Source organism: Duganella rhizosphaerae, assembly GCF_040364205.1.
In the GTDB taxonomy this organism is placed as follows: Bacteria; Pseudomonadota; Gammaproteobacteria; order Burkholderiales; family Burkholderiaceae_D; genus Rugamonas; species Rugamonas rhizosphaerae.
The window spans coordinates 113,347-139,281 of the sequence record NZ_BPWK01000012.1; the positions used below are offsets into that span (position 1 = coordinate 113,347).

Sequence of the window (25,935 nt, forward strand, 5' to 3'; positions counted from 1 at the left end):
CTCATATGCCGGATTCGACGACTCAACCGCTACGTTAGGTAGTAGTGCATGAGGACGATTATCTGCATTGGGAATAGTCAGACGTAAACCAAAAAACCGGAGCAAGCTCCGGTTTTTTAAGGCAAAAAAGTCAATTATTCGCCGAGGTAGGCCGCTTTGACGCGCGGGTCGTCCAGCATGTCCTTGGCGTTGCCGGTCATGGTGATGTGGCCGGAGTCCATGACGTAGCCGCGGTGCGCCGCTTGCAACGCCAGCTTGGCGTTCTGCTCCACCAGCAGGATGGTGATGCCCTCTTTCGAGACGTTGCGGATCACTTCGAAAATCTTCTCGACCATGATAGGCGACAGACCCATCGACGGCTCGTCCAGCAGCAACAGCTCGGGATGCGACATCAGCGCGCGCGCCATCGCCAGCATCTGCTGCTCGCCGCCCGACAGCGTGCCCGCCATCTGCGCCGCGCGCTCCTTCAGGCGCGGGAATACGTCGAACCACTTGGCGATGTCGGCGTCGATGCCGGCCTTGTCGTCACGGGTGTAGGCGCCCATCATCAGGTTTTCCTGGATCGACATGCGGGTGAACACGCCGCGCCCTTCCGGCACCATCGCCAGCCGCTTCTCGACCAGGTGGAAGGACTTGCTGCCTTTCAGCGACTCACCCTTGTACGACACCGTGCCCTCGACCTTGCAAGGCGGCAGCGTGCCGGTGATGGCTTTCAAGGTGGTGGTCTTGCCGGCGCCGTTGGCGCCGATCAAGGCGACCAGCTCGCCCTTGTTCACTTCCAGATCGATACCTTTGACGGCCTTGATGCCGCCGTACGCGACTTTCAGTCCCGATACTTTAAGAACGTTGTCGCCCATTAGTGCGATCCTCCCAGGTAGGCGTCGATTACCGCCTGATTGCTTTGTATTTCCGCCGGCAGACCTTCGGCGATCGGCTTGCCGTATTCCAGCACCATCAGCCGGTCGCACAAGCCCATCATCATCTTGACGTCGTGCTCGATCAGCAGCACGGTCTTGCCTTCGTTCTTGATCTTGACCAGCAGCTCGCGCAGCGCCAGCTTCTCGGTGGCGTTCATGCCGGCCGCCGGTTCATCCAGCGCCAGCAGCTGCGGATCGGTGGCCAGGGCGCGGGCGATTTCCAGGCGGCGCTGGTCGCCGTAGGACAGGAACTTCGAGGTGCGGCTGGCGAACTGGCCGATGCCGACGAAGTCCAGCAACTCCTGCGCGCGCTTGCGGATAGCCGCCTCCTCCTCGCGCGCCGCCTTGTGGCGGAACACGGCGCCGAACACCCCCTGATGCGAGCGCACGTGGCGCCCGACCATGACGTTTTCCAGCGCGGTCATCTCGCCGAACAGACGGATGTTCTGGAAGGTGCGGGCGATGCCGGCCTTGGCCACCGCATGCGGCGCCGACGGCGAGTACGGCTTGCCGGCCAGCTCGAAGGTGCCGGTGTCCGGCTGGTACAAGCCGGTGATGACGTTGAAGAAGGTGGTCTTGCCGGCGCCGTTGGGGCCGATCAGACCGTAGATCTGGCCCTTCATGATCTTGATGCCGACATCGGTCAGCGCCTGCAAGCCGCCGAAGCGCTTGTTGACGCCGGCGATGTGGAGAATAACTTGTTCGCTCATTTCTGCTTTCCTCAGGCCGCCACGGTGCCGGACGATTGATCTTTGGTGTCGGAGTCGCCGTCGGGACGGTCTTCATGCTTGGGCGCCGGCCACAGGCCCGCCGGGCGGTTCAGCATGATCAGCACCATCGCCAGGCCGTACAACAGCTGGCGCAACACTTCCGCTTCGATCAGCACGTGGCCGAACAGTTTTTCCTGCAGCGGCTCGACCACGTGGCGCAGCACTTCCGGCAGCGCCGCCAGCAGCGCGCCGCCCATGATGACGCCGGGAATGTGGCCGATACCGCCCAGCACCACCATCGCCAGCACCGCGATCGACTCGGTCAGCGAGAACGATTCCGGCGACACAAAGCCCTGGAACGACGCGAACATGGCGCCGGCGACGCCGCCGAACGAAGCGCCCATCGTGAACGCCAGCAGCTTGACGTTGCGGGTGTTGATGCCCATCGCCTTGGCGGCGATCTCGTCTTCGCGGATCGCGACCCAGGCACGGCCCAGGCGCGAGTGCTGCAGGCGCGAGGTGACGAACACCACGGCGATGCACAGGAACAGGAACAGGAAGTAATAGGCGTTCACCGACGGCATGGAGAAGCCGCCGACGACGACGTTGGCGCGCGAACCCGCCTCCCCCGCCAGGTTGACGCCGAACACGCGGATCGGGTCGATCAGGTTGATGCCCTGCGGACCGTTGGTGAAGTTGATCGGCTCGTTCAGGTTGTTCATGAAGATGCGGATGATCTCGCCGAAGCCCAAGGTCACGATGGCCAGGTAGTCGCCGCGCAGCTTCAAGGTCGGCGCGCCCAGCAGCGCGCCGAACAGGCCGGCCAGCGCGGCCGCCAGCGGCACGATCACCCATACCGACAGGTGGATGCCATTTTGCTGGATGTCCGGCCCCAGGATGGCGACCAGCGAATTGCCGACCACCGGGTACTCGTTGATCAGCGATTCCAGCAAGGTCGCGAACTGCGGCGAGGCCAGCAGGCCGGTCATGTAGGCGCCCACCGCGTAGAAGGCGATGTAGCCCAGGTCCAGCAGGCCGGCGAAGCCGACCACGATGTTCAGGCCCAGCGCCAGCATGATGTACAGCAGCGCCATGTCGATGATGCGGACCCAGGAGTTGCCGAACTGCGAGGCGACGAATGGGAAGATCAGCAAGCCGATCAGGACCACAGCCATGCTGCTGTAGGCCTTGCGCGGGTTGCGGGTGGTGTCGAAATTCAGGATAGCCATGTGTAGTTCCTCAGCTTAGGCACGGTCCGCAACGCGCTCGCCCATGATGCCGGACGGACGCACCGTCAGCACGATGATCAGCACGACGAAGGCAAAGATGTCCTGGTAGTGGCTGCCGAGGAAGCCACCGGTCAGGTCGCCGATGTAACCGGCGCCCAGGCTCTCGATAATGCCGAGCACGATACCGCCTATCATCGCGCCGTAGATGTTGCCGATGCCGCCCAGCACCGCGGCCGAGAAGGCTTTCAGGCCGGGCACGAAGCCCATCGCGAACTGGATCGACGCGTAGTTGGCGCCCCACATCACGCCGGCCACGGCGGCCAGGCCCGCGCCCAGCGCGAAGGTGGCGACGATGACCTTGTTGGAGTCGACGCCCATCAGGCCGGCGACACGGGGATTTTCCGCCGTGGCGCGCATGGCGCGGCCCATCTTGGTTTTTTCCACCAGCAGCACCAGGCCCGTCATCGACAGCGCGGCCAGCACCAGCAGCAGGATCTGGGTCTGCGAGATCAGCGCGCCGCCGACCGTGATCGGTTCCGACGACAGCAGTTGCGGGAAGGCCAGCGGGTTGCGGGTCCAGATCATCATGGCGATGGTCTGCAGCAGGATGGACACGCCGATGGCGGTGATCAGCGGCGCCAGGCGCGGCGCATTGCGCAGGCGGCGGTAGGCGACCCGCTCGATCAGGATGTTGACCACGATGCAGACCGGGATGGCGCCGCCAATGGCGATCGCCAGCTTGACGTAGCCAGGCAAGTCCGGCGCGTACTCGTTCAGGTATTTGAGGATGGTCAGGCCGGTCATCGCGCCGATCATCAGCACGTCGCCGTGGGCGAAGTTAATCAGGTTCAGCACGCCGTAGACCATGGTATAGCCCAGCGCGACCAGTGCGTACATGCTGCCGAGCACCAGTCCGTTAATAATTTGTTGGATAAATGTATCCATGAAGAGTGCCTTTACTTTTTGTGTTTATGCCTGCACAGCGGTTCATCTAACAAAAACGGCACCCGGAGTATGTCTCCGTAGTGCCGCCGTTGACTACACGTTCATGATGCAAATTTCATGCCTGAACCAGTAGCGTCTCCTGCGAGCCGCGCCCTCCTCCGTTCCTTCGTTTATAAGCCTAAACGACAACTTTTTGAGAGCGAGGCAATGATAGCGAGATTCTGGAAAAACTAACTGCGGAATAACGGAAAGATGCAAAATTTAATTCCGTTTCATCCCGAAAGTTGTTAAACCACGCCCTCCGCTGGTGCAGCTTTCTGTCCATCCAGGCCTCTGGGCAGCGGGAAAGTGACCGCTTCCTGCACGCCATCGAGCGTGCGCACGCTGCGCGCACCCAATTCCTTCAGGCGATCGATGACCGCGTGCACCAGCACTTCGGGCGCCGACGCACCAGCGGTGACGCCCACGCGCAATTTGCCTTCCAGCCAGAGCGGATCGATCTGCGTGGCGTTGTCGACCATGTAGGCCGGCGTGCCCTTCTTCTCCGCCACTTCGCGCAGGCGGTTGGAATTGGAGCTGTTCGGACTGCCGACCACGATCACCACTTCCACTTGCGGCGCCATGAATTTCACGGCTTCCTGGCGGTTGGTGGTGGCGTAGCAGATGTCGCCCTTTTTCGGCTCGATAATCGCCGGATATTTGCGCTTCAGCGCTTCGATGATGTCGGCGGTGTCGTCTACCGACAACGTTGTCTGCGAAACATAGGCCAGTTGGTCCGGCTTGGTGACGTTCAGTTTGTCGACGTCGGCCACGGTTTCGACCAGATACATGCCCTCTTCGGTCTGGCCCATCGTGCCTTCGACTTCCGGGTGACCGTCGTGGCCGATCATGATGATCTCGCAGCCCTGCTTGCGCATCTTGGCCACTTCCACATGCACCTTGGTGACCAGCGGGCAAGTCGCGTCAAAGATGCTGAGGCCGCGCGATTCCGCCTCCGCCCGCACCGCCTTGGACACGCCGTGCGCCGAGAATACCAGCGTATTGCCGGCAGGCACGTCGTCCAGGTCTTCGATGAAGATGGCGCCCTTGTTGCGCAGGTCTTCCACCACGTAGGCGTTGTGGACGATCTCGTGACGCACATAGATGGGCGCGCCGAACTGGGTCAGCGCGCGCTCGACGATTTCAATGGCGCGGTCGACGCCGGCGCAAAAGCCGCGCGGCTGGGCCAACAGGATTTCTTTATCGCTCATGAGTTCCTCACAGCACGGAAATAAGTTTGACTTCGAATTTCAGCGGCTGGCCGGCCAGCGGGTGGTTGAAGTCGAACAGACAGGTTTCATCGCCCAGCTCGCGCAGGATGCCGGCGAAGCGGCCGCCGCCCGGCGCGGCGAAGTCGACCAGGTCGCCCACTTTGTAGTCGGCGCCCGGCACCGAGTTGTCGTCCAGCGTGGCGCGGGTGACTTCGCGCACCAGTTCCGGGTTGCGCGGGCCGAAGCCGACGCCCGGCTCCAGGTCGAAGGTCTTGTGCGTGCCTTCAGGCATGCCGATCAACAACTCTTCCAGCACCGGCGCCAGCTGGCCCTGGCCCAGCATCAGCGTGGCGGGATTTCCGCTGAAGGTTGTAACGATATCAGTACCGTCCAGCGAGGCGAGACGATAATGCAGTGTTAAGTAAGCCGATTTGGTGACAACAGCAGGTTGCGCGTTAGACATGACGTGGGATTCAGTAAGCTGGCAAAGGCTCTATTGTAAGCCACCTTGCCTGCCGCGCCCGTCGTCTGTGCTGATTTGCGGAGGATATCGATGGCAATTACCGAATGGCCGCTGGAGCGCCGCCCGCGCGAACGGCTGATACGCGAAGGCGCGGCGGCGCTGACGGACGCCGAATTGCTGGCGGTTTTCCTGCGCACCGGCGTGCCGGGCAAGGACGCCGTGCAACTGGGGCAGGAAATGCTGCACCATTTCGGCTCGCTGCAAGCCATGTTCGGCGCCAGCCTGAAGGAGTTTTCCGCCCTGCGCGGACTGGGCACGGCCAAGTTCGCCCAATTGCAGGCGGTGATGGAACTGGCGCGGCGCGCCATCCTGGAGGAAATCAAGGCCGGCAACACGCTGAGTTCGCCCCGCGCGGTGAAGGAATACCTGCGCATCACCTTCAGCGGCAAGGACTTCGAGTCGTTTTACGTGCTGTTCCTGGACGTGAAGAACCGCCTGATCGACGCCAAGGAAATGTTTCGCGGCACCTTGACGCATACCAGCGTCTACCCGCGCGAGGTGGTGAAAGCGGCGCTGGCCTGCAACGCCGCCAGCATCATGCTGGCCCACAACCACCCGTCCGGCACGCCAGACCCCAGCGAATCGGACCTGCTGCTGACGCGGGCGCTGGTGCAGGCCATGGCGCTGGTGGATATCCGCATCCTCGACCATTTTGTCGTGGCCGGCCACCAGGTCCACTCGTTTGCCGAGCACGGCCAGCTATGAGTTTACCCCTATGGGCTCAAGGGTTTACGAGTGAATTCACAATTGTTAAATATTTTCAGATATACGAGACACAATTGTTTTTCACAAGTCATTGAAAAAGCTGAGGTTTTTGGATATACTCTTGTTTTTCCAATTGTGGAATGTCTTTTAAGGAGTGCGTTATGGCACGTGTTTGCCAAGTTACTGGGAAGAAGCCGATGGTCGGCAACAATGTTTCCCACGCAAACAACAAAACCAAACGTCGTTTCCTGCCTAACCTGCAGAACCGTCGTATTTTTGTTGAATCTGAAAACCGCTGGGTCTCCCTGCGTCTGTCCAACGCTGGTCTGCGCGTAATCGACAAAGTCGGCATCGATGCCGTACTGGCCGACATGCGCGCCCGTGGCGAAAAAGTCTAATTAGGAGCTACCATGGCAAAAACTGGCCGCGACAAAATCAAACTGGAATCGACCGCAGGTACGGGTTTCTTCTACACCACTACCAAGAACAAGCGCACCACGCCTGCTAAAATGGAGATCATGAAGTTCGATCCTAAAGCACGCAAGCACGTCATGTTCAAAGAAACCAAGATCAAGTAATCCGATCTTCGCTTCTCGCAAAAAAGCCGCTCAGCATCAGCTCAGCGGCTTTTTTATTTTACAGGCAGCCTTCGATGTACTGCACTTCCTTCCAGGCGCCGGCGTAGATCGCGCCGACCTTGCCTTTGCTGGTATCGAAACGGATCGCGTACTGGCCGCCACCGGCTTTGACGGTCAGGGTCTGCTCGCTGTCGTCGTAGGCCTGCGGCGTCGAGGTCACCGCTTCGCCATAGACCTGGCGTATCTTTTCCACCGGGTCACCCAGGCCGATGCCGCGCTCGGATAGTATGCCCTCCTCCATCACGTCCACCCGCTTCAACACGTCGCCGACAAACATCAGCAGCAAGCCGGGCTGGCGCGCCGGCTCCAGCTGGAAGCAGTTCGGCGAGCCGCGCAACGCTTTCGGCGTGCGCTCCATGTGATCGCCCAGCACTTTGTTGACGGCGTCGAAACGCATACCGATCTTCAACGGACCGGCGCCGTCGAAGCGCACGGTCCAGTCAGCGGCGTGCGCGCCGCACAGCGGCAGAGCCAACGCCAGGGCCGCCAAATAAGTTCGCAATGTCATGTCACTCCCTGAAATGAAAAACGGCCCCGAATTTCGGGGCCGTTCAATTGTATCAATACTTTCTTATGCGTAGCTGCGCAGGCGGAGCGAGAAGTCTTGCAGCGACTTGATGCCCGACGCTTCCGCGCGGTTGCACCAGTCTTGCAGCTTGTGCAGCAACTGGTCGCGGGTGAAGTGCGAACGCTCCCAGATCACGCCCAGTTCCACGCGCATCGTGTGCATGGTTTCCAGCGCTTTGCTGTGCTGGAACAGTTCCACCAGTTGCTGCTGCTGCGGCGCTTCCAGCTTGCCCGGCTCGCGCTGCAACAGCTTGCGCGACGATTTCAGGAAGCGCGCTTCCAGCTGGGCCTTGTCTTTCAGGTGTTCCAGCTCTTCTTTCCAGGCGTGCTTGACCGACTTGGCGTACTTGGCCATCACGTCGTAGCGGTTGGCGATGACCGATTGCAGCGTGTCGAAGTCGGCTTCGATCTTGCCTTTGGCGAACTTCGGCTCCGGTGCGCGTTTCTTGACCTTGGCCAGGCCCATCATTTCCAGCGCACGGATATAGCCCCAGCCGATGTCGAACTCATACCACTTCGACGACAGCTTGGCCGAGGTGGCAAAGGTGTGGTGGTTGTTGTGCAGCTCTTCGCCGCCGATCAGGATGCCGAACGGGATGATGTTGGTCGCCGCGTCGGAGCAATCGTAGTTGCGGTAGCCCCAGTAGTGGCCGATGCCGTTGATGATGCCGGCCGCCGTGACGGGGATCCACATCATCTGCACTGCCCACACGGTGATGCCGATCACGCCGAACAAGGCGACGTTAATCACCAGCAGCGCAGCCACACCCTGCCAGCTGAAGCGGGTGTACAGATTGCGCTCGATCCAGTCGTCCGGCGTGCCATGACCATATTTTTCCATGGTTTCCAGGTTCTTCGATTCAGCGCGATACAGCTCGGCACCTTCCCAGAATACTTTCTTGATGCCGCGCGTAACCGGGCTGTGCGGATCTTCCTCGGTGTCGCACTTGGCGTGGTGCTTGCGGTGGATCGACGCCCATTCCTTGGTCACCTGGCCGGTCGTCAGCCACAGCCAGAAACGGAAGAAGTGGCTAGGGATGGCGTGCAGCTCCAGCGCACGGTGCGCCTGGTGGCGGTGCAGGTAGATGGTCACACTGGCGATGGTGATGTGCGTAACTGCCAGCGTATAGAAGAACACTTGCCAGGCGGTGAGTCGGGTGACGCCGTTAGACAAAAAATCCAGTACAGCATTTAAACTAAAAATCATTACTACTCCAAAGTGGGCGTGTCTCGCTGTGCGGTCGTTCCGCCAATCTTGCGTTTTTAACAGGCGCAGGAAGTCCGTCAGTCGTACTTTTGGACGTTATTGTACGCTGATTTAAACGTGATTAGCGGAAGGATTTCCTGTAGTCACGGACGATTTCTGTGGCACGGTCGTGCTTTCCTGCGGGCCCATTTGCTCCGGCACGGGGCCGAGGATGCGCATTTCCCGCTGCGGGAACGGCACGGAAATGTTGGCGGCCTTCAGCGCGCGCCAGATCGCGCGGTTGACGTCCGAGGTCACGCCGCCGCGGCCGTTCTGCGGATCGTTGATCCAGAAGCCCAGTTGCAGATCCAGGCCGTCCGCGCCAAAGCTCAGCAGCTGCGCCGACGGCAGCTTGTCTTCCTTCAGCACGCGGTCCACTGTCAGCGCGGCCTCTTCCAGCAGCTTGAGCACCGTGTCGACATCGGTGTCATATGCCACCGAAACCTTGGTCGCAATCCACAGCGTGCTACTCGACAGCGAGGAGTTCTGCACCGCGCCCGACACCAGCATCTCGTTCGGCACGATGGACTCGACACCGTCCAATCCTTGCAGCACGGTGTAGCGGGTATTGATCTGCGTCACACGGCCGCTGTATTTATCGACGGTGATCATGTCGCCGATGGTCAGGCTGCGGTCCAGCAGGATCACGAAGCCGGACACGTAGTTGCTGGCGATCTTCTGCAGACCCAAGCCGAGGCCGACGCCGAGCGCGCCGCCGAACACCGACAGCACGGTCAGGTCGATCCCCACCAGCGACAGGCTCATCAGCACGGCCACCAGGATCAGCACCGCGCGCGCCGTGCGCGCCACCACCACCCGCAGGTTGGTGTGCATGCCCTGCACTTTCATCAGCTGCTCTTCCAGCGCCGCGCCGGCCCACATCGCCAGCATCAGCAGCACGATCACCGAGACGGTGGCTTGCAAAATGTCGGCCAGCGACACCTTGTATTTACCCAGCGGCAGGATGGTGCCGTCCATGAAGTCGAACACATCCTGGTACAGGCCGGTGATGTACAGCACGAAAGCCAGCCACACCAGCAACTGGAACACTTTCTCGAACGCCAACATGGTGGCGCTGATCTCGCCGTGGCGCGCAAACACGCGGCGCAGCAGGTAGACGGTAAAACGGATCACGACCAGCGAGCCGAAGATGGGCAAGGCCACCTTGATCAGGTTGACGTGAAAATGGTACTTGGCCAGCGCCACGCGCGACAAGGCCAGCAGGCCGACCACGGCCAGCGGCGCCATCACGCGGCCAAAACTCTCGACGCCGAAGCGCATCATGCGGCCGTGCGTATCCTGGCGGCCAAAGCGCTTCTTCAACAGCCGCGCCAGGCCCCAGCCCAGGATCACGGAACCGACGATGGCGGCGATTTGCCACAGTCGGCTGGGATCTTGCAGGTCGCCGGTCAGGTCGTCGATCAGATTGAGCAGGGGCTGTTGTTGAGTCATAGGTACCGGGTGTGATGGCTGAGGTGTGTAGATTAACGTAAAAAAGGCCGGAAGCCCGGCCTTTTGAGATGAGTCGTGCTGCCGATTACTCGTCGGCGGCTTCCTCTTCATCCTTGACGATGACTTTCTTGACCATCGGCTTGCGCTCGAACACGGCGGCGAAGAAGCCGTCGGTCTGGTGCTTGTGCGGCAACAGCTTCAGATAGTCGCCCATCTCCAGCTCGATGCGCTGTTCGGCCAGCACCTTGGTCATCGGCACCAGCTCGAAGTCCGGATGCGTGTCCAGGAATTGCTTGGCGATGAATTCGTTCTCGTCGTCCAGGAAGCTGCAGGTGGCGTAGACCAGGCGGCCGCCGCCCTTCAACAGACGCGCGGCGCCGGCCAGGATGGCGGCCTGCTTGACCTGCAGTTCGCCGATCGCGCTCGGCTGCTGGCGCCATTTGACGTCCGGATTGCGGCGCAGGGTGCCCAGGCCCGAGCATGGCGCATCGACCAGCACGCGGTCGATCTTGCCGGCCAGGCGCTTGATCTTGGCGTCGCGTTCGTGCGCGATCTGCACCGGATGCACGTTGGACAGGCCGCTGCGCGCCAGCCGCGGCTTCAGCTTGGCCAGGCGCTTCTCGGACACGTCGAAGGCGTACAGGCGGCCGGTGTTGCGCATGGTCGCGCCTATCGCCAGCGTCTTGCCGCCGGCGCCGGCGCAGAAGTCCACCACCATCTCGCCGCGCTTGGCGCCGACGATGGCCGACAGGATCTGGCTGCCCTCGTCCTGCACTTCGATATGGCCGTCCTTGAACAGCGGCAGGTTTTGCAGCGCAGGCTTTTGCAGCACGCGCAGGCCCAGCGGCGCGAACGGCGTCGGCGTGCTGCGGATCGGCGCTTCGGCCAGCTTGGCGGCCACTTCGTCGCGGGTCGCCTTCATGGCGTTGACGCGCAAATCCAGCGGCGCAGGCGAGTTCATGCCGTCGGCCAGCGCCAGCGTTTCTTCTTCACCCATCTGCTCGACCAGCTTGTCGAACAGCCACTTCGGCATGTTCGAGCGGCTCGACTTGTGCATCACCTTGCGGTCGATCTGCAGGATGCGCTCGACCCACGACACTTCATCCTCGGTCAGGCCGCCCAGCGATTCCACGCCGACCGCGTCCGCCATGCCCAGCAGGGTCAGGCGGCGCATGGTGGCGCCGCCGCCCGCTTCGGAGAAATCGGTATAAAACGATTTGTTGCGCAGCACGTTGTAGATGCACTCGGCGATGGCGCCGCGCTCACGGCCGCCCAGGCGATGGTGGTCTTTGAAATAGCGCGACAGGGTGGTGTCGGCCGGCGCGGCAAAGCGCAAAATCTCGCGCAACACTTCTTCGGCGTTGGCGAGTATCGCTGGTGGCAATCTCATGGAATTCCTTGGTTAGTTTTACTTTGTGTGGTCCACGTGGACCGCGCCCTGCGCTATCGTCAACCTGTCTTCGACAAACCAGCGTATCGCACGCGGGTAAATGACATGCTCCTGCTGCAGCACGCGGGCGGACAGGGTTTCAACCGTATCGTCGGGCAACACGGGCACGGCGGCTTGCGCCACCATCGGCCCGTGATCGAGTTCGGCCGTCACGAAATGCACCGTCGCCCCATGCTCTGCCACGCCGGCGGCCAGCGCCTGCGCATGTGTCGCCAGGCCGGGAAACAGCGGCAGCAGCGATGGATGGATGTTGAGCATGCGGCCGGCGTAATGCGCGACAAACTGCTCCGTCAAAATCCGCATGAAACCTGCCAGCACCACCAGATCGGGCTGGAAGCCGTCGATCACGGTTTGCAGCGCCGCGTCGAACTCGGCGCGGCTGGCATAGTCTTTATTGGCAACAATTGCCGTCGGGATTCCGTGTTCAGCAGCGAATACCAGCCCGGAGGCGTCGGCGCGGTTGCTGATGACGGCGGCAATACGGGCGGGCCAGCGCTCGGCTTGCGCCGCGCGGACGACCGCTTCCATGTTGCTGCCGCGACCGGAAATCAGGATGACGATGTTTTTCATAGGCCGACATTGTACCTTGTTCAGGCAGTCGGGACTACAACTGAACAAGATTTGTTGCAATGCAGCAGGGCGCCACGGGGCGCAGAACACCCGCTCCCACGCTGGCGTGGGAGACGGCTCCGGCTTACTCGAAGGAGTAAAATACCCGGAACGGGACTTTTTTGTCGGCCCAGTAATCGGCAGCGTCGCGGAAGACATCCAGCAGGGTTTCCCGTGCTTCCTTGTCAAATTTCTGGGTATTGGGCAATTGCTCCAGCACCACCAGGAAACCCTGCTGGGTGCCGGCGCCGGCCATGGTTTCGGTCAATGTTGTCCGTAAACCATCGAAATTCTTGCCTATACCCTTGGGGAACTGGAACGATTCCGCAATGATGCCCAGGACTTGCTGCTTGGTCGCGCCGGCGATGCAATGCGCGTACAGGAAGTGGTGTCCGAGGCGGGCCGCTTCTTCTTGCAGCTCGACCACGCGGAAGGCGCGGATCGATTGCACGAGGTTGGGCGGCACGGTCATTAGCAAACTCATGTTTCCCTCAATTTGACCTGGTATGTACGGTGTGTCCACTTTACTGTCGAGCGTGCCTATTTTGTGAATTAAAGAGTAAATAATTTGAGCACCTGTCCACTTTACACGGCAAACTGGTCTGCGTTCGCCATGGCTGATTCAATATGTTTCTCGAATCCCATACGCATATTAGGGTAACGTGTTGTTCCTCCTAGATCAACACGAATGTGATGGCCCACGCAATATTTGTTAAAAACAGAACATTTTGTAAGTGTTTTAGGGGTCAAATCGGCACATTTCCCACTTTTGGCCGGGCGACGCCGTTTCGTGACCACTGTTACAATTTGTTGCCACAGATACCTGTTTAGCACTAGTTGCAGCCCGCATACCGGATTACCATACAAACCATGCAATATCAGAGCCCCTGATAAGACATCCAAACTGAAACGAGGTACCAAATGAACTTGCAAGCCAAATTGATCGCATCCGTACTGTGCGTAGGCGCCCTGCCTTTCGCTGCTCAAGCTCAAGCTGCCGATTTTGAAGATTTCGGCCGTGTGGTTCGTGTAACCCCGCAAGTGGAGCAAATCAACCGTCCGCGCCAGGAATGCCGCACCGAGTACGTGCAGGTCCAGCAGCCGGCGCCCCAGCGCGGCGTGGGCGGCGCCATCATCGGCGGCCTGATCGGCGGCTTGGCCGGTAACCAGGTCGGCGGCGGCACCGGCCGCTCGGTCGCCACCGCGGCGGGCGCCATCGCCGGCGCCGTTGCAGGCGACCGCATCGACAACGCCAACACCCCGTCCAGCGGCGGCGTGCAGGAACAGCAAGTGAAACAGTGCCGCACCGTCGACCATTGGGAATCGCGTACTTCCGGCTATGAAGTCACCTACGACTACCGCGGCCGCAACTACACCAGCGTGATGTCCTACGATCCGGGCGAGCGCGTGCGCCTGCGCGTGGTCGTGGAACCGATGCAGCGTTAATCCCCCGCTACTCCCCCAGCACTGCCGGTCCAATGACCGGCAGTGTCGTTTTCAGGCTTGCTTTGCTGCAAGGCATCGCGGGATAATGCCGGTTCACCTCTGTCGCCCCCTCATGCCATGCTGATCAAACGAAAATCCATCGAACAAGTAGAGTCCTCCCGTCCCGCATCGGCCCCCACCCGCAAGCCCAGGTACGCGCCGGTGACGCTGTCGGAGCAGGATGGCGTGCGCTACCTGCATTTCGGCACGGAATGGGTGCAGGGCGCGATGCGCATCCGCAAGCCGAACTGGCCCGAGCTGGAATACGCGCAACAGATGATGGCCTGGATGCTGTGGCTGGAAAAACCGGCGCACATCGCCCAGCTGGGCCTGGGCACGGCCACGCTGACCAAATACTGCTACACCACCTTCCCCGAGGCCGCCGTCACGGCGGTCGAGCTGAACCCGTCGGTGATCGCCATCTGCGCCTCGATGTTCAAGCTGCCGGACAACGACGAGCGCCTGCGCGTGGTGGAGATGGACGCCCTCGACTACGTCAACGACGAGGCCAACGCCGGCACGCTGGACGTGCTGCAGGTCGACCTGTACGACGCCACCGCGCGCGGCCCGGTGCTCGACAGCGCCGAGTTCTACCAATCCTGCAACGCCTGCCTGGCCGACGACGGCATCATGACGGTCAACCTGTTCGGCGACCACCCCAGCTACGCGCGCAACATCAAGGCCATCAAGTTCGCGTTCGAGCAAGTCATTTGCCTGCCGCAGGTACATGATGGTAACGTGGTGGCGATCGCCTTCAAGCGCAAGCGCGCGATCGACCTGGAGGCGCTGGCGGCGCGCGCCGCGCAGATCACCGCCGACACCAAGCTGCCGGCCAAGACCTGGGTCAAAGGCATAGCAGCGAAGTAAGCAAAGCAAGCAGAGGCAATGCGGCAGCGGGCCGTTCCGCTGCCGACTTTTGAAAGTGGCACGATGTCCGCAACGTCCGCACCTAGCATCAGTCCCGCCGGCAAACCGGCGCCGCTCGATCTGCAGCAGATCTACACCTGGCTGCTGGCCGACGGCATGATACGCAAGGCCGAAGTCAAGGAACTGTACGCGCAAAGCCAGGGCATCCTGAAGAACGCGATCGGCCCCATGCACCCACTATGCGCGGTGGCGCATGGCAAGCTGCTGTCGGCGCTGCCGCCGCACAAGCTGCTGACGCTGGACGCGCTGTGCGAATGGCTGGCGGCGCGCACCGGCCTGGCCTTCACCCGCATCGATCCGCTGAAGATAGACTTCACCCGCGTGGCCGACGTGATGTCGGCCAGCTACGCGGCGCGCTTCAACATCCTGCCGCTGGAACTGAACGGCGACACGCTGGTGGTGGCCACCGCCGATCCCTACGCGGTCGAATGGGAAGCGGAGATCGCCAAGATCTCGCGCCGCACGATACGCCGCGTGATCGCCAACCCGCTCGACATCGCGCAGTACACCACGCAGTTCTTCAGCCTGGCCAAGTCGATCAAGAAGGCCAACAAGAACAACACCAACGACCTGGCGCTGCGCAACAACTTCGAGCAGCTGGTCGAGATGGGCAAGACCAACAAGCAGGTCGACGCCAACGACCAGCACGTGATCAACATCGTCGACTGGCTGTGGCAGTACGCGTTCGAGCAGCGCGCCTCGGACATCCACCTGGAACCCAAGCGCGACATGGCGGCGATCCGCTTCCGCATCGACGGCGTGCTGCACCAGGTGTACCAGGTGCCGGCGGTGGTGATGATCGCCATGACCGCGCGCATCAAGCTGCTGGGACGCATGGACGTGATCGAGAAGCGCCGCCCGCAGGACGGCCGCATCAAGACCCGCACCGCCGGCGGCCAGGAAATCGAGCTGCGCCTGTCGACGCTGCCGACCGCCTTCGGCGAAAAACTGGTGATGCGTATCTTCGATCCCGACGTGGTGGTGAAGACCTTGCCGGAACTGGGCTTCCCTGTCGACGACGCGCAGCGCTGGGACGAGCTGACCGCGCGCCCGCACGGCATCATCCTGGTGACGGGGCCGACCGGCTCCGGCAAGACCACCACGCTGTACACCACGCTCAAGGCGCTGGCGACGTCGGAGGTCAACGTCTGCACGGTGGAGGATCCGATCGAGATGGTGGAGCCGGCCTTCAACCAGATGCAGGTGCAGCCGGGCATCGACCTGTCGTTCGCCGACGGCGTGCGCGCGCTGATGCGGCAAGACCCGGACATCATCATGGTCGGCGAGATCCGCGACCTGGCCACCGCCGAGATGGCGATCCAGGCCGCGCTGACCGGCCACCTGGTGCTGTCGACCCTGCACACCAACGACGCGCCGTCGGCCGTGATGCGGCTGCTGGAACTGGGCGTGCCCTACTACCTGCTGGAGGCGACGCTGATCGGCATCATGGCGCAGCGCCTGGTGCGCACGCTGTGCGTCGAGTGCAAGAGGGACGACGGCGAACTGAGCGACGACATCTGGCACAGCATAGGCGGCGCCTGGGACTTGCCCAAGCCGACCACGGTGTATCGGGCGGTGGGTTGTCCCGAATGCCGTCAGACCGGTTACCGCGGCCGCACCGGCATCTACGAGCTGCTGACGGTGACCGAGGGCTTCAGCGAGATGGTGCGCGAACAGACCGACATCCAGGCGCTGCGCCGCCAGAGCGTGGCCGACGGCATGAAGCCGCTGCGCATCGCCGGCGCGATGAAGGTGCAGGAAGGCGTGACCACGGCCGATGAAGTGCTGAAGGTGACGGCGGCGCTGGGGATGAAATAAGAAGGGAATAAATTGTTTTCACAAAACCCTTTGCAGTTCGCGGCAGGCTGTATATAATACGGCCTCTTTCGGGGGTCGTTAGCTCAGCTGGTAGAGCAGCGGACTTTTAATCCGTTGGTCGCAGGTTCGAATCCCGCACGGCCTACCACCGAATTCAGTAGTACCAATTGAGGCTTACCCGCTCCGGCGCGTAGGCCTTTTTTGCGTCCCGGTTTTCTCCGGTGATAGCTCACTCCTCTTGCCGGCCATACGTGCGCCAATCCCGGACTCATGAGATGCATCAAAGAGCGAAGTATCGGACAGTCCATCCTAATCGCGCACCAGCCATCGCAACGTACATGTTGTTTCTCAATCTAACAGGAGAAGAAATGAATACCGTCACTGAAAAATCAAATCAACTCAGCGAGGCATCAAAGAAAATTGGCGATGCGCACGACCTTCTGATTAAAGCAGCGAAACTTGCGAGTCTTTTGGGGTCCTTATGCGGCTTTATCTATTTTTGGGCTTTTACCGCTGAGATTGGGATACCATTTCCGCTAGAACTCAACACGCTTCCTACTACGCTTCTTATCGTCGGGGTCATTTCGGTTGCCGGCACACTCATCGTAATAGGCGGCATTTTCGTCCCTGGACTCGCAGCAAACGATTCACGCAGGACCAGCAACGGCTACTTCCTCGCCCGCGATTCCAAGGGCGATATCCAGTACACCCGTCTTTTCCGATACTTCAAGTGCATATGGGTACCTATGGCGGCAGCACTTTGGGCACTCGTGTTGGGCTTGGGCGTGATCACGGATGGTATAAAGGCACAGATAACTACCGGCGTCCTTTTATTGTTTTCAATTGTGTGGATATTTTTAACGCCCTGGTTTGTCGATGCACTCAAAGAGAAGAAATGGCCATACATAACGATCACCCTCATTCACACGCTACTGGCGGTATGGGCCTACTCTTTAACGATCATGGTGACGCTTATCATCGTCCCAGAAATAGACGACTTGCCCGCCTGGGTCGGGTGTCTCGCCCTGTTTGCTTTATTTTCTTTACTGCACATGGCAGTGTGGGTACCTACCGACAAGGGACGAGGGGGAGTCATTGTTCTTCCTCCCCACTTTGAATATGAGACCACTCCTGCAGTAGCGATTGCAATAGTCCTTGCGTGCATACTAACCGCCATGACCGTAGTGATGCCTCCGGCAAACAGCAAAATCGGGAGAGCCGTGCTCAAGGCGTTCCGTGTCGGCGGAGGTATCCCCGTCACGCTCTGTCTGAAGACAGTACCCCCGGCTCAGATAGCACAGCGATTTAACTTTGACGCAGACAATTGCTCGGAGACCGTACTGATGCAACTAGACAGTGGTGACAAGGTATATGTGTCAAAATTTATTCCAGAACAAAAAAGTGCAAAGCCAACGTCAACCTTGGCAGTCGAAGCGGTCTATTTCCGACAAGACGAAATTCGGCAAAAAATCTATCTCCGCTTAGCAAAGAAAGAGCCAATCCACCAGAAATAGGGCTGAAATCAGGGGATGTCCTTTACCATTTTCATTCCACCTGATACTTGCCAACATAGCGCGCCCGGGGACGGATCATGCCACCGTCGGCGATCTGCTCCGCCGCTTGCGCGATCCAGCCGGCTGAACGTGCCAGCGCGAACAGGATTTCTCCGGCCGCCGGCGGCCATCCACAGACGATGCTCATGGCCGCCAGCGCGAAGTCGGCGTTGGCCGGCATGCCCAGCCTGGCGGCGACGCGATCGCCGATCGCCAGCACGGCATGGGCTTGCGGCCACTGCGCCATGCGCTCCAGCAGATAGGCCCCGCGCGGATCGCCTTGCGGGTACAGGGGATGCGAGAAACCGAACAGGCTGGGATCGCGGCCGTCGAACCAGCTGGCGATGCCGTCCTCTGGCCTATCCGACGCCAGCGCCGCTTCCAGCATGACGCGGATCAGCGTGCTGCCGCCGCCGTGCTGCGGGCCGGACAAGGCGGCCAGGCCGGCGCTGAGCGTTGCGGCCAGGCTGGCGCCGGTCGAGGCGACGCAGCGCACGGTGAAGGTGGATGCGTTCAATTCATGATCCGCCAGCAGCACCAGCGCCGCGCGTATCCAGTCGGCCTGCGCGGCGTCGGCCTGCCAGGCTTGCGCGACTTGCAGATGCAGCGGCTGGGTATCAGGCGGGCGCTTCAGCAGCAGTCCGGCCAGCATGCGCATCAAGGCGGCGCCGGCGACGAAGCGGCCGCGGACATCGTCCAGCTGCGCAGGGATGGCTTGCGCGTGCATAGGCAACATGCACATCGCCGCTTCCAATGGCGGCATCGATGGCAGCTGGCCGTAGGCCGTCTCGATGGCGGCGATCGACGCCAGCGCATGCGCGGGCAGCGCGGCCTGAACGGCGGCTGCGGCAAAGTAGTCTTGACCTCCGTCGTCCCACAACAGGCAGGCCACCTGCTCCAGCGTGGCGTTCGCGGCCAGCATCAGCACGTCGTGCCCGCGATAGTGCAGACGGCCGTCGGCGATGCCCGAAATGCGCGTCTCCAGCACCGGCGTGCCCCAGTTCATCGCGGCGGCGACCTTGTGCCCTCCCCGCTTGCCGTCGGCCTTGCGCGCCGCCAGCCGCAGCACCTCGTCGTGCGGATAACGTTTGCGGCGCTCGGCCTGCGCGCTGCTCGGCGTCAGCAAGCCCCGGCTGACGTAGGAGTACAGGGTGGCGAGGCTGACGCCGAGGATGCGCGCCGCCTCGGACGCGGACAGGTCTTTGTTCATGCGCGTATTGTAATGTCGATTGCAGGAATCAAGATTGACCCGCCCGGCGCCGCGCTTTTAGACTTCAGCCATGCAATCTCCTTCTGACGCCGTTTCGATCTTCCAGCCGCTGCGCCACGCGCGCTTTCGCCAGCTGTGGCTGGCCAATCTGCTGTCCAACCTGGGCAGCCGGATGCAGGCGTTTGCCGCGGCGTGGCAGATCGCCTCGCTGTCGCATTCGCCGCAGCTGACGGCGCTGGTGCAGACCGCGACCTGGGCGCCGATGCTGCTGTTCGCCCTGCCCGCCGGCGCGCTGGCCGATACGCTGCACCGGCCCACGCTGCTGTTCCGCAGCAACGCCGTGATGGCGCTGGCCGCCGTCGCCATGGCGCTGCTGGCCTACGGCGGCAGCCAGCCGGTGCCGGCCTTGCTGCTGCTGACCTTTGCCATGGGCGCCGGCCTGGCGTTCACGATGCCGGCCTGGCAGGCTTCGATGTCCTCGCTGGTGCCGTTGCAGGAAGTGGAGGCCGCCGCCACGCTGAACAATCTGAGCTACAACCTGGCGGCGCTGGCCGGCCCCGCGCTGGGCGCCGTGCTGTTCCAGCTGGCGGGAGCCGGCCCGCTGTATTTGTTCAACGCGCTGTCCTTCAGCGCGCTGCTGTGGATCTACCGGCAATGGCGATCGGCCGAACGGCCGCGCGCGACGACGCCCGCCGTCCGCCGCCACAGCGTGGGCAGCGCGCTGCGCATCAGCTGCGCCTCGCCCCGCTATCGATCGCTGCTGCTGCATGGGATGGGCATCTTCTTCGTGTCGGCGGCGTTCGCGGCGCTGTTGCCGCTGCTGCACCCCGACGCCGGCACCTACGGATCGCTGATGGGCGCACTGGGCGCCGGCGCGGTGCTGGCCGCCGTCGTGCTGCCGGCCGTGCGCCGCCATGCGGCCAGGCGCATGGTGCTGGCCGGCGGCCTGGCAGTCTATGGCGCCATGCTGACCACCATCGGCCTGGTCGCCTCACAACCGCTGAGCCTGCTACTGGTGGTGATCGGCGGCATGGCATGGTCGGCCATCGTCACCACGCTCAACGGCGCGGCGCAGAAGGCTTTTCCCGACGCGGTGCGCGCCCGCACGCTGTCGGTGCACATCCTGGCGATCGCCGCCGGCCAGACCGCCGGCAGCGCGGCGTGGGGATTGTTGGCCGCGCACTGCGGCATCGTTCCCGCGCTGACGGCGGCGGGCATGGCCACGCTGGCTTGCGCGGGCCTGGTCGCCAGCGCGAAGGATTTTTTGGAGACGACATGAACGACATCCTCATCAGAACCCTGCAACATGAAGACGCCGCGCCGCTGCTGCAATTCGAGCTGGAGAACCGCGCCTGGTTCGAGCAGCACATCGCACCGCGCGCGCAGGAGTTCTATACGCCACAAGGCGTGCGGCGACATATCGAACAATACCTGGACGGCCACGCCGCCGGCATCTGGCATCCCTGCATCATCCTGAACGGGCAAGGCCGCATCGTCGGACGCGCCAACCTGAAGGACATCGACCGCCGCGCGGTCACTGCCGAGGCCGGCTATCGCATCGCCAGCGACCAGACCGGCAAAGGGCTGGCCACGCAAGCGCTGCGCCACCTGATCGCGCTGGCGGAGCAGCGGTGGCGGCTGCGTTGCTTGCTGGCCTATGTCAGCGACGACAATCTCGCCTCGGCCCATGTGCTGCGCAAATGCGGCTTCGTGCAGGGCGAGCACCAGGACGGCATGGAAATCATCGCCGGCGCGCCGCGTGGCGGCCATCGATTTATCCGAACATCCCCATGAGACGCCAGGCCGATACTGGTGTAAGCTTGACGTCAAACAGAGCTCACTGGGATATGGAGAGAGACAGATGGCAGGACAGCAAAGCAAGTGGGGCCGGCTGCTCGTCGCGGCATGCTGCGCGCTTGTGCTTTCGGCCAGCCTGCCTGTCCATGCCATCGTGCTACGCACCGCCGCGCAAGAGGGCACGGAACCCAAGTTCATTGCAGATGGCAAGGACCACGTGGTCGGACTGTGCGTCGACATCATGCGCGCCGTCGAACAGGTCGAACCCTCGCTGCAATTCGTCGGCGACCAGCGCTGGAAGCCGCTGATACGCGCCTACTCCGAACTGGAAACCGGCCAGCAGGATGTGCAATGCGCCATGCAGCGCACCGCCGAGCGCGAACAGCGCTTTCATTTCCTCGGGCCGGCGCTGTACAGCATCGATTACCACTTCCTGGTGCGTGTCCAGGACACGATCAACATCATGCAGTGGGACGACGTGCGCCGCCTGGCACCCGACAATGTCGTATTGATCAACCGCGGCTTCGCCGCCGGCGATATCCTGGCCGAAATGGGCGGCATCGAAGTCGACGCCAATTCCACCAATCCGCAACTGAATCTGCAAAAGCTGATCGCCGGACGCGGACGCATGTTCTTCCATCGCGGCCCCGGCCTGCAGAGGCTGCTGCTGCGCACCGGCACCGCCGACAAGGTGCGCATCCTGCCGCAAGTGATGTACAGCGCCAAGCTGTATTTCGTGACTAGCAAAAAACTCGCCGCCTTCATCAACGAGCGGCTGGAACGCGCGCTGTTCCAACTCGAAAAAAACGGCGAGCTGGAACGGCTGATGCGCAAATGGGACTGACATGAAGCGCGCCGTCCTGGCCACGCTGGCGTTGCTGTGGTCGACGGCGGCGCGCGCGCAGGACGGTGAGCTGACGGTGCGCATGGCGCCGCAACAGGCGCAGCAAGCGATCCTGCAAGCGGTGCAGCACATCCCCGCGCAACGCGAGGAACACCGGCGCTACCGCATCGCCCTGCCCTACGGCGCGCCGCTGTTTCCGCCCGATGCCGACCTGGCCTTGCCGCCGGCCAGTCCGGCGCTGGCGGCGTGGCTGCAACTGCCGGCGCCACAGCGCCGCCACGATGTGCTGATCACGCCCGACGTCGACTACTACTGGAACGCCGAGGGCCGCCAGTACGCCTGCCAGTTCATCGTGCACCTGCGGGCGGCGGGCGACGGCCGGACGCAACTGGCCTTGCTGCAAGTGCGACCCACCGTCTACGCCGGCAAGTCCTTCAAGCTGCTGGGCCGCACCGGTCCCCACGCCTACCTGGATGTGCGGCCCGCCGCGCCCTCACCCCAGAGCGCGGCCGAACTGCGAGCCTTCCTGGCGGCGGCGCTGGCCCAGCCACAGTAGCGGCAAGCCCAACGCCAGCAGCCACAGGCTGCCCGGCAAGGGCACGCCCGTCACCGCCAGCGTGACCGAGAGCGGCGCCAGCTGCACATCGGACGCTTGCAGGAAGCTGGCGCCGCCCAGCGGGTCGCCGTTCCACCATTCGCCGGACACGCTGAAGCTGCCGATGTCGCTCATTCCCGGCAAGGCGAATGCAAAAATCTGCAAGCCGTACAAGCCGGTGTGGGCCAGCGCATCGAAGGCGACGGTGGTGCTGGCGCCCGGCGCCAGCACCGGGAAGTCGAAGTAGCTGGCGTCCGGTATGCCGATGCTGAACGACGAGGCGTTCAGCTGGGTCGGCACGAACCAGTTCAGCGGGTCGGTGTTGACCAACTGGTAGCCCCATCCCACCGTATCGCCGGGATGGCCGGTCAGCGCGCCGCCGGCAGGCAAGGTGGCGAAGGTGAACACCAGCGGCGCCGCCTGCGCGGTGGGCGTCCACAACACGGTACACAACAGCATATTCCACAACAGCGCGGCCAGCGCGCACAGGTATCGAGCTTTCATGACGGTTCCTCCGGTTTATTTCGGGATGACGGATTGGGCCTGCGAGTAGGCGTAGATCACGCCGCTCAGGTCGGTGACGCTGCCGTTTTCGATCACGCTGAAGCGCCGCACGGTGGCGGGCACGTTGAAGGTCAGGCGCACCGTGAAGAAGCTGCCGACGTCGACGTTCGGCGTCACCATCGGCAGCGCCGGCGACAAGGCAGTGTTGAGCGTGACGGTGCCGGTGCCGGCCAGCGTGCGCAGCGACAGCGAGGACAAGGTCAGGTCGCGCGCGGTGCCGACGCCGATGTTGGTGAGCCGCACATCGAGGCCGATCATGCCGGGCGCCACGTTTTCCTGGCCGACGATGGCGGCGGTAAAGTCCGGCCGTCCCGGCACCTGCACCGCGCCGGTGACGAACACCGTCAACGAGGCGCTGTTGTGGACCGTGGCGACAGCGGTGCTCTGCGCCGAGACCGTGATGCTGTCGGAACTGCCGATGCGCGCGCCGGCCGGCGGCATCAGCGTGACGGCGACGCTGGCGCTCTCGCCGCTGGCCAGGGTCAGCGTGGTCGGCGAGACCGACTGGATGTAGTGCTGGTCGTCGGTGGCGCTGACGCTGAAGGTGCCGGCCGGGCCGTCGTTGCGCACCTGGTACATCAGCGTGGTGCTGACGCCGGGGCGCAGGTCCTGGCGCGACGGCGGCGTCACCGACACCGTCTGCGGCTGCACCATCACGCTGACCAGCCGCTGATACGGGAAGCCGGAACTGTCGGTGCCGGTGGCGTAGGCGACGAAGGCTTCATTCGGTATGGTCAGCGCGCCGAAGAACTTGCCGCCGTCGGTCTGGTCCTGCTCCAGCGCCAGCGGCGACAGCAGCTCGAAGTTCTTGCGGCGCAGCTGGAATTGCGGCGCGCTGGCGATGCCGGTCAGCGAGGCCACCGCATACAGCGCCTGCCCCGGACCCGGTTCGCCGTCGATGGCCAGCAAGCCCTGGTGCGGCGGTTGCGCGCCGAAGCGGTTCAGCCGGAAGGAGTTGAAGGCCAGGTCGGCCACGCCGTTGACGTTGACATAGGTCTGGCTGGTCGAGCCGTTGATGGACAGCGTCCAGGCGCCGCGCGGCGGGCTGTCGATCGAGATGATGACGCCGCTCGACAGGCTCAGGTATTTGGTGGCGTTGGCGGCGGTCACCACCACGCCGTCCGGCCGCGTCAGCGTGACCACCGGCTGCACGCCCTGCACCGTGCCGCTGACCGACACCGTCAGCCGGCTCATGCTGCTGTCGACCGGCAGCGTGTAGCTCTTGGCGCTGGGATAGGTGTCGACCAGCGACAGCACCTGCACCACGTTGTTGCGCACCACCAGGTCGGCCAGCTGGGTGACGTTGGCGGCCTCGCTGCCGAACAGGAAGAACACCTGGCCGCCGGTCTCGGCCGCCGCCTGCAGGAAGCCCGGCGTCAATGGCGAGCAGCTGCCGAACAGCACCGGATAGATCTTGATGTCCTTGCTCTTGGCCAGGCTGATGACGGCGCCGGCCAGGCCGGCGTCCTTGGCGGTGGCGTCGGTGTACATGAACAGGTCGCCGCCGGGATCGGCCAGCGACAGGCCGTTGTACATGCCGGTCATGGCCAGCTCGGGGCAGTCGCCGCCGCCCGAGGCGCCCAGGCCGCTGATGGCGCCCTTGAACAGGCCGGCGTCGTTGGTGGCGATGGTGGGGCCGGTGAAGGGGTCGTTGAACGGCGCCAGCACGTATTGCAGCGGTTCCTCGTCGGTGCCGAGGCGGGCGTCGACGATGCTGATGGCCGAGGCGCGCACGCCGGCGATGATGCCGCCCATGCTGCCGGTGGTGTCGATGGCGAAGGCCAGCGTGGGGCCGGCGCCGAGCAGCGCCTTCAGCTGGGCCGGCGTGATCTCGGCCTTGATGTCTTCGACGAACTGTTGGGTGCCGGCGATGGCGGCGGCCGCCGCCGTGTTGTGGAAGCCGCTGTGCGGCGAGATGTCGCAGTACAGCGTGTCCTTGTTGATGCCTTCGCGGAAGTAGCCCACGATATCGCTGGACGGCGAGCTCTTGTCGAGCGGGCCGCCGTGGCTGCATTTGAAGGAACCCGGCTTGACCCGGTCCTCGCCGCCGTAATAGCCGCTGGTGAGCAGGCTGCCGATCAGGTTGGACGAGTTGGCGCAGAACAGGCCGGTGTCGGTGAAGCCCGAACAGGTCGGCGTGGCGGGGCCGGCGAAGGGCAGCGAACCGGGGCGGCCGACGCCGGGATGGGCGCCGCTGTTGCCCTGCTCGACCCAGTTGCTGTGCGAGTAAAAGTCCTGGATGGTGTGCAGCGCGCTGCCGAGATTGTCGCGCGCGCCGGTGGTATTGATCGGGTCGCTGCGCAGCGCGTCCAGCACGTTCTGCTTGAGCGTGGCCAGCCGCAGCTGGGCGCCGGCCGCGTTCTCGCCATCGAAGTGCTTGGCCGAGCTGGTCTGGTCTTCATCGACCTTGGCGTCGGCCTCGATGATCTGGTCCAGCGCCTTTTGCATCGACGCCGTCAGCTTGGGCACGGCGAAGTAGCGCTTGTCGAGCGCTTCGATGCCGCGTTGGGTAATGTCCTGGTGGGTCAGGCTGCCGGCCGACTTGGACGTGATGAAACAGACAAAGCCGTTCTTGGGACAGAAGGCCTTGCCGGGTAGGCTGGCCGCCAACAACAAGGAGGCCAGCAACAGAGAGGGAGCAATGCGCATACGATTTCCTTTCCCATGCGTGGAAACACCAGTCCGCGCCAGGCGGACACGCGGCGGTGTGACGCATTTATCGTGCCGTGCTCTGCTCCTCCTTTGTAATCAGACCATTAGCGTGCGCCGCCGGAACGGCGCGCTGGCCACTGTCAAGTTCGCCGACAGGATCACAGCGGTGCGCCCGGCAATTTCAGGTGCTGGACGGCATTGCCGTTCTTCGGATCGAGCACTGTTATACTTTCTCAAATAAGCCGCCGG

The 25,935-nt window shown here is 62.8% G+C and carries 26 protein-coding genes and 1 tRNA gene; 12 read left to right on the forward strand and 15 right to left on the reverse strand.

The genetic code is table 11. The annotated features are described in order from the left end of the window. Nucleotides 1-134: 134 nt before the first annotated feature. The 6 genes from RUGAMON1_RS23135 to RUGAMON1_RS23160 form a co-directional block, all read right to left on the reverse strand. A complete protein-coding gene (locus RUGAMON1_RS23135) occupies nt 135-857 on the reverse strand; it encodes an ABC transporter ATP-binding protein (RefSeq protein WP_116990481.1) in 723 nt (240 codons plus the stop codon). Next, nucleotides 857-1,627, reverse strand: a complete 771-nt coding sequence (locus RUGAMON1_RS23140) for an ABC transporter ATP-binding protein (RefSeq protein WP_116990482.1) — start codon at nt 1,625-1,627, stop codon at nt 857-859. Before RUGAMON1_RS23140 ends, RUGAMON1_RS23135 begins: the two co-directional genes overlap by 1 nt. Nucleotides 1,628-1,638: 11 nt before the next feature. Continuing rightward, the gene (locus RUGAMON1_RS23145; RefSeq protein ID WP_445232745.1) at nt 1,639-2,856 is read right to left on the reverse strand and encodes an ABC transporter permease subunit; all 1,218 of its coding nucleotides are present in this window, start codon (nt 2,854-2,856) and stop codon (nt 1,639-1,641) included. 15 nt (nt 2,857-2,871) lie between these two features. After that, on the reverse strand, nt 2,872-3,801 hold the full coding sequence (locus tag RUGAMON1_RS23150) for a branched-chain amino acid ABC transporter permease (RefSeq protein WP_116990484.1): 930 nt from the start codon (nt 3,799-3,801) through the stop codon (nt 2,872-2,874). A gap of 287 nt (nt 3,802-4,088) precedes the next feature. Further along, nucleotides 4,089-5,051, reverse strand: coding sequence for a 4-hydroxy-3-methylbut-2-enyl diphosphate reductase (ispH, locus tag RUGAMON1_RS23155; protein WP_445232746.1), 963 nt, complete (start codon nt 5,049-5,051; stop codon nt 4,089-4,091). A 7-nt stretch (nt 5,052-5,058) separates the two neighbouring features. After that, complete coding sequence (locus tag RUGAMON1_RS23160; RefSeq protein ID WP_026334141.1) at nt 5,059-5,514, reverse strand: FKBP-type peptidyl-prolyl cis-trans isomerase; 456 nt, start codon at nt 5,512-5,514, stop codon at nt 5,059-5,061. Between the two features lie 90 nt (nt 5,515-5,604). On the opposite strand from RUGAMON1_RS23160, the gene radC reads away from it, so the two are divergent. The 3 genes from radC to rpmG all read left to right on the forward strand — a co-directional run bounded on the left by radC (nt 5,605) and on the right by rpmG (nt 6,857). Beyond that, nucleotides 5,605-6,279 carry a RadC family protein gene (gene radC / locus RUGAMON1_RS23165; RefSeq protein WP_445232747.1) on the forward strand — a complete coding sequence of 225 codons (675 nt, stop codon included), beginning with the start codon at nt 5,605-5,607 and terminating at the stop codon, nt 6,277-6,279. Between the two features lie 161 nt (nt 6,280-6,440). Then, nucleotides 6,441-6,677, forward strand: coding sequence for a 50S ribosomal protein L28 (rpmB, locus tag RUGAMON1_RS23170; RefSeq protein ID WP_008451488.1), 237 nt, complete (start codon nt 6,441-6,443; stop codon nt 6,675-6,677). A 12-nt stretch (nt 6,678-6,689) separates the two neighbouring features. Then, a complete protein-coding gene (gene rpmG / locus RUGAMON1_RS23175; RefSeq protein WP_008451489.1) occupies nt 6,690-6,857 on the forward strand; it encodes a 50S ribosomal protein L33 in 168 nt (55 codons plus the stop codon). A 58-nt stretch (nt 6,858-6,915) separates the two neighbouring features. Here rpmG and RUGAMON1_RS23180 read toward each other — a convergent pair whose 3' ends face one another. The 6 genes from RUGAMON1_RS23180 to RUGAMON1_RS23205 all read right to left on the reverse strand — a co-directional run bounded on the left by RUGAMON1_RS23180 (nt 6,916) and on the right by RUGAMON1_RS23205 (nt 12,725). After that, a complete protein-coding gene (locus tag RUGAMON1_RS23180) occupies nt 6,916-7,425 on the reverse strand; it encodes a hypothetical protein (protein WP_445232748.1) in 510 nt (169 codons plus the stop codon). Between the two features lie 63 nt (nt 7,426-7,488). Continuing rightward, nucleotides 7,489-8,691, reverse strand: a complete 1,203-nt coding sequence (locus RUGAMON1_RS23185) for a DesA family fatty acid desaturase (RefSeq protein ID WP_445232749.1) — start codon at nt 8,689-8,691, stop codon at nt 7,489-7,491. A gap of 111 nt (nt 8,692-8,802) precedes the next feature. After that, a complete protein-coding gene (locus RUGAMON1_RS23190) occupies nt 8,803-10,182 on the reverse strand; it encodes a mechanosensitive ion channel family protein (RefSeq protein WP_445232750.1) in 1,380 nt (459 codons plus the stop codon). A gap of 85 nt (nt 10,183-10,267) precedes the next feature. Then, entirely contained in the window at nt 10,268-11,572 is a 1,305-nt protein-coding gene (locus tag RUGAMON1_RS23195; protein WP_445232751.1) for an RsmB/NOP family class I SAM-dependent RNA methyltransferase, read from the reverse strand. Nucleotides 11,573-11,590: 18 nt separating this feature from the next. Beyond that, nucleotides 11,591-12,202 (reverse strand): phosphoribosylglycinamide formyltransferase, encoded by a 612-nt coding sequence (gene purN, locus RUGAMON1_RS23200; protein WP_008451497.1) that lies wholly within the window; start codon nt 12,200-12,202, stop codon nt 11,591-11,593. A 124-nt stretch (nt 12,203-12,326) separates the two neighbouring features. Further along, nucleotides 12,327-12,725 carry a barstar family protein gene (locus RUGAMON1_RS23205; protein ID WP_008451499.1) on the reverse strand — a complete coding sequence of 133 codons (399 nt, stop codon included), beginning with the start codon at nt 12,723-12,725 and terminating at the stop codon, nt 12,327-12,329. A 437-nt stretch (nt 12,726-13,162) separates the two neighbouring features. Here RUGAMON1_RS23205 and RUGAMON1_RS23210 point away from each other — a divergent pair, with 437 nt between their 5' ends. The 5 genes from RUGAMON1_RS23210 to RUGAMON1_RS23230 all read left to right on the forward strand — a co-directional run bounded on the left by RUGAMON1_RS23210 (nt 13,163) and on the right by RUGAMON1_RS23230 (nt 17,985). After that, entirely contained in the window at nt 13,163-13,687 is a 525-nt protein-coding gene (locus RUGAMON1_RS23210) for a glycine zipper 2TM domain-containing protein (protein ID WP_445232752.1), read from the forward strand. A 117-nt stretch (nt 13,688-13,804) separates the two neighbouring features. Continuing rightward, nucleotides 13,805-14,593, forward strand: coding sequence for a spermine/spermidine synthase domain-containing protein (locus RUGAMON1_RS23215; RefSeq protein WP_445232753.1), 789 nt, complete (start codon nt 13,805-13,807; stop codon nt 14,591-14,593). 63 nt (nt 14,594-14,656) lie between these two features. After that, nucleotides 14,657-16,471, forward strand: coding sequence for a type IV pilus assembly ATPase TfpB (tfpB, locus tag RUGAMON1_RS23220; protein WP_445232754.1), 1,815 nt, complete (start codon nt 14,657-14,659; stop codon nt 16,469-16,471). Between the two features lie 72 nt (nt 16,472-16,543). Further along, nucleotides 16,544-16,619 (forward strand) — tRNA-Lys (locus tag RUGAMON1_RS23225). Between the two features lie 220 nt (nt 16,620-16,839). Further along, nucleotides 16,840-17,985 carry a hypothetical protein gene (locus RUGAMON1_RS23230; RefSeq protein WP_445232755.1) on the forward strand — a complete coding sequence of 382 codons (1,146 nt, stop codon included), beginning with the start codon at nt 16,840-16,842 and terminating at the stop codon, nt 17,983-17,985. Between the two features lie 31 nt (nt 17,986-18,016). Here the strand turns inward: RUGAMON1_RS23230 and RUGAMON1_RS23235 are convergent, their stop codons facing one another. Beyond that, on the reverse strand, nt 18,017-19,234 hold the full coding sequence (locus RUGAMON1_RS23235) for a citrate synthase family protein (RefSeq protein ID WP_445232756.1): 1,218 nt from the start codon (nt 19,232-19,234) through the stop codon (nt 18,017-18,019). A 70-nt stretch (nt 19,235-19,304) separates the two neighbouring features. Here RUGAMON1_RS23235 and RUGAMON1_RS23240 point away from each other — a divergent pair, with 70 nt between their 5' ends. The 4 genes from RUGAMON1_RS23240 to RUGAMON1_RS23255 all read left to right on the forward strand — a co-directional run bounded on the left by RUGAMON1_RS23240 (nt 19,305) and on the right by RUGAMON1_RS23255 (nt 22,431). After that, complete coding sequence (locus RUGAMON1_RS23240; RefSeq protein WP_445232757.1) at nt 19,305-20,513, forward strand: MFS transporter; 1,209 nt, start codon at nt 19,305-19,307, stop codon at nt 20,511-20,513. Then, nucleotides 20,510-21,028 (forward strand): GNAT family N-acetyltransferase, encoded by a 519-nt coding sequence (locus RUGAMON1_RS23245; protein ID WP_445232758.1) that lies wholly within the window; start codon nt 20,510-20,512, stop codon nt 21,026-21,028. The genes RUGAMON1_RS23240 and RUGAMON1_RS23245 overlap by 4 nt, the downstream gene beginning before the upstream one ends. 67 nt (nt 21,029-21,095) lie before the next feature. Further along, on the forward strand, nt 21,096-21,875 hold the full coding sequence (locus tag RUGAMON1_RS23250) for a substrate-binding periplasmic protein (RefSeq protein ID WP_445232759.1): 780 nt from the start codon (nt 21,096-21,098) through the stop codon (nt 21,873-21,875). 1 nt (nt 21,876) lies between these two features. After that, nucleotides 21,877-22,431 carry a hypothetical protein gene (locus tag RUGAMON1_RS23255; RefSeq protein WP_445232760.1) on the forward strand — a complete coding sequence of 185 codons (555 nt, stop codon included), beginning with the start codon at nt 21,877-21,879 and terminating at the stop codon, nt 22,429-22,431. On the opposite strand, the gene RUGAMON1_RS23260 is transcribed toward RUGAMON1_RS23255, so the two are convergent. After that, nucleotides 22,369-22,974: a hypothetical protein gene (locus RUGAMON1_RS23260; RefSeq protein WP_445232761.1), complete on the reverse strand. Its 606-nt coding sequence runs from the start codon at nt 22,972-22,974 to the stop codon at nt 22,369-22,371. The two genes, RUGAMON1_RS23255 and RUGAMON1_RS23260, sit on opposite strands and share 63 nt — an antisense overlap. 15 nt (nt 22,975-22,989) lie before the next feature. Then, a complete protein-coding gene (locus RUGAMON1_RS23265; protein WP_445232762.1) occupies nt 22,990-25,683 on the reverse strand; it encodes a hypothetical protein in 2,694 nt (897 codons plus the stop codon). Nucleotides 25,684-25,935: the final 252 nt, after the last annotated feature.

Coding starts and splice junctions, on each gene's coding strand:
- RUGAMON1_RS23135 (WP_116990481.1), bottom strand. CDS start 857: ATGGGCGACAACGTTCTTAAAGTATCGGGACTGAAAGTCGCGTACGGC.
- RUGAMON1_RS23140 (WP_116990482.1), bottom strand. CDS start 1,627: ATGAGCGAACAAGTTATTCTCCACATCGCCGGCGTCAACAAGCGCTTC.
- RUGAMON1_RS23145 (WP_445232745.1), bottom strand. CDS start 2,856: ATGGCTATCCTGAATTTCGACACCACCCGCAACCCGCGCAAGGCCTAC.
- RUGAMON1_RS23150 (WP_116990484.1), bottom strand. CDS start 3,801: ATGGATACATTTATCCAACAAATTATTAACGGACTGGTGCTCGGCAGC.
- ispH (WP_445232746.1), bottom strand. CDS start 5,051: ATGAGCGATAAAGAAATCCTGTTGGCCCAGCCGCGCGGCTTTTGCGCC.
- RUGAMON1_RS23160 (WP_026334141.1), bottom strand. CDS start 5,514: ATGTCTAACGCGCAACCTGCTGTTGTCACCAAATCGGCTTACTTAACA.
- radC (WP_445232747.1), top strand. CDS start 5,605: ATGGCAATTACCGAATGGCCGCTGGAGCGCCGCCCGCGCGAACGGCTG.
- rpmB (WP_008451488.1), top strand. CDS start 6,441: ATGGCACGTGTTTGCCAAGTTACTGGGAAGAAGCCGATGGTCGGCAAC.
- rpmG (WP_008451489.1), top strand. CDS start 6,690: ATGGCAAAAACTGGCCGCGACAAAATCAAACTGGAATCGACCGCAGGT.
- RUGAMON1_RS23180 (WP_445232748.1), bottom strand. CDS start 7,425: ATGACATTGCGAACTTATTTGGCGGCCCTGGCGTTGGCTCTGCCGCTG.
- RUGAMON1_RS23185 (WP_445232749.1), bottom strand. CDS start 8,691: ATGATTTTTAGTTTAAATGCTGTACTGGATTTTTTGTCTAACGGCGTC.
- RUGAMON1_RS23190 (WP_445232750.1), bottom strand. CDS start 10,182: ATGACTCAACAACAGCCCCTGCTCAATCTGATCGACGACCTGACCGGC.
- RUGAMON1_RS23195 (WP_445232751.1), bottom strand. CDS start 11,572: ATGAGATTGCCACCAGCGATACTCGCCAACGCCGAAGAAGTGTTGCGC.
- purN (WP_008451497.1), bottom strand. CDS start 12,202: ATGAAAAACATCGTCATCCTGATTTCCGGTCGCGGCAGCAACATGGAA.
- RUGAMON1_RS23205 (WP_008451499.1), bottom strand. CDS start 12,725: ATGAGTTTGCTAATGACCGTGCCGCCCAACCTCGTGCAATCGATCCGC.
- RUGAMON1_RS23210 (WP_445232752.1), top strand. CDS start 13,163: ATGAACTTGCAAGCCAAATTGATCGCATCCGTACTGTGCGTAGGCGCC.
- RUGAMON1_RS23215 (WP_445232753.1), top strand. CDS start 13,805: ATGCTGATCAAACGAAAATCCATCGAACAAGTAGAGTCCTCCCGTCCC.
- tfpB (WP_445232754.1), top strand. CDS start 14,657: ATGTCCGCAACGTCCGCACCTAGCATCAGTCCCGCCGGCAAACCGGCG.
- RUGAMON1_RS23230 (WP_445232755.1), top strand. CDS start 16,840: ATGAATACCGTCACTGAAAAATCAAATCAACTCAGCGAGGCATCAAAG.
- RUGAMON1_RS23235 (WP_445232756.1), bottom strand. CDS start 19,234: ATGAACAAAGACCTGTCCGCGTCCGAGGCGGCGCGCATCCTCGGCGTC.
- RUGAMON1_RS23240 (WP_445232757.1), top strand. CDS start 19,305: ATGCAATCTCCTTCTGACGCCGTTTCGATCTTCCAGCCGCTGCGCCAC.
- RUGAMON1_RS23245 (WP_445232758.1), top strand. CDS start 20,510: ATGAACGACATCCTCATCAGAACCCTGCAACATGAAGACGCCGCGCCG.
- RUGAMON1_RS23250 (WP_445232759.1), top strand. CDS start 21,096: ATGGCAGGACAGCAAAGCAAGTGGGGCCGGCTGCTCGTCGCGGCATGC.
- RUGAMON1_RS23255 (WP_445232760.1), top strand. CDS start 21,877: ATGAAGCGCGCCGTCCTGGCCACGCTGGCGTTGCTGTGGTCGACGGCG.
- RUGAMON1_RS23260 (WP_445232761.1), bottom strand. CDS start 22,974: ATGAAAGCTCGATACCTGTGCGCGCTGGCCGCGCTGTTGTGGAATATG.
- RUGAMON1_RS23265 (WP_445232762.1), bottom strand. CDS start 25,683: ATGCGCATTGCTCCCTCTCTGTTGCTGGCCTCCTTGTTGTTGGCGGCC.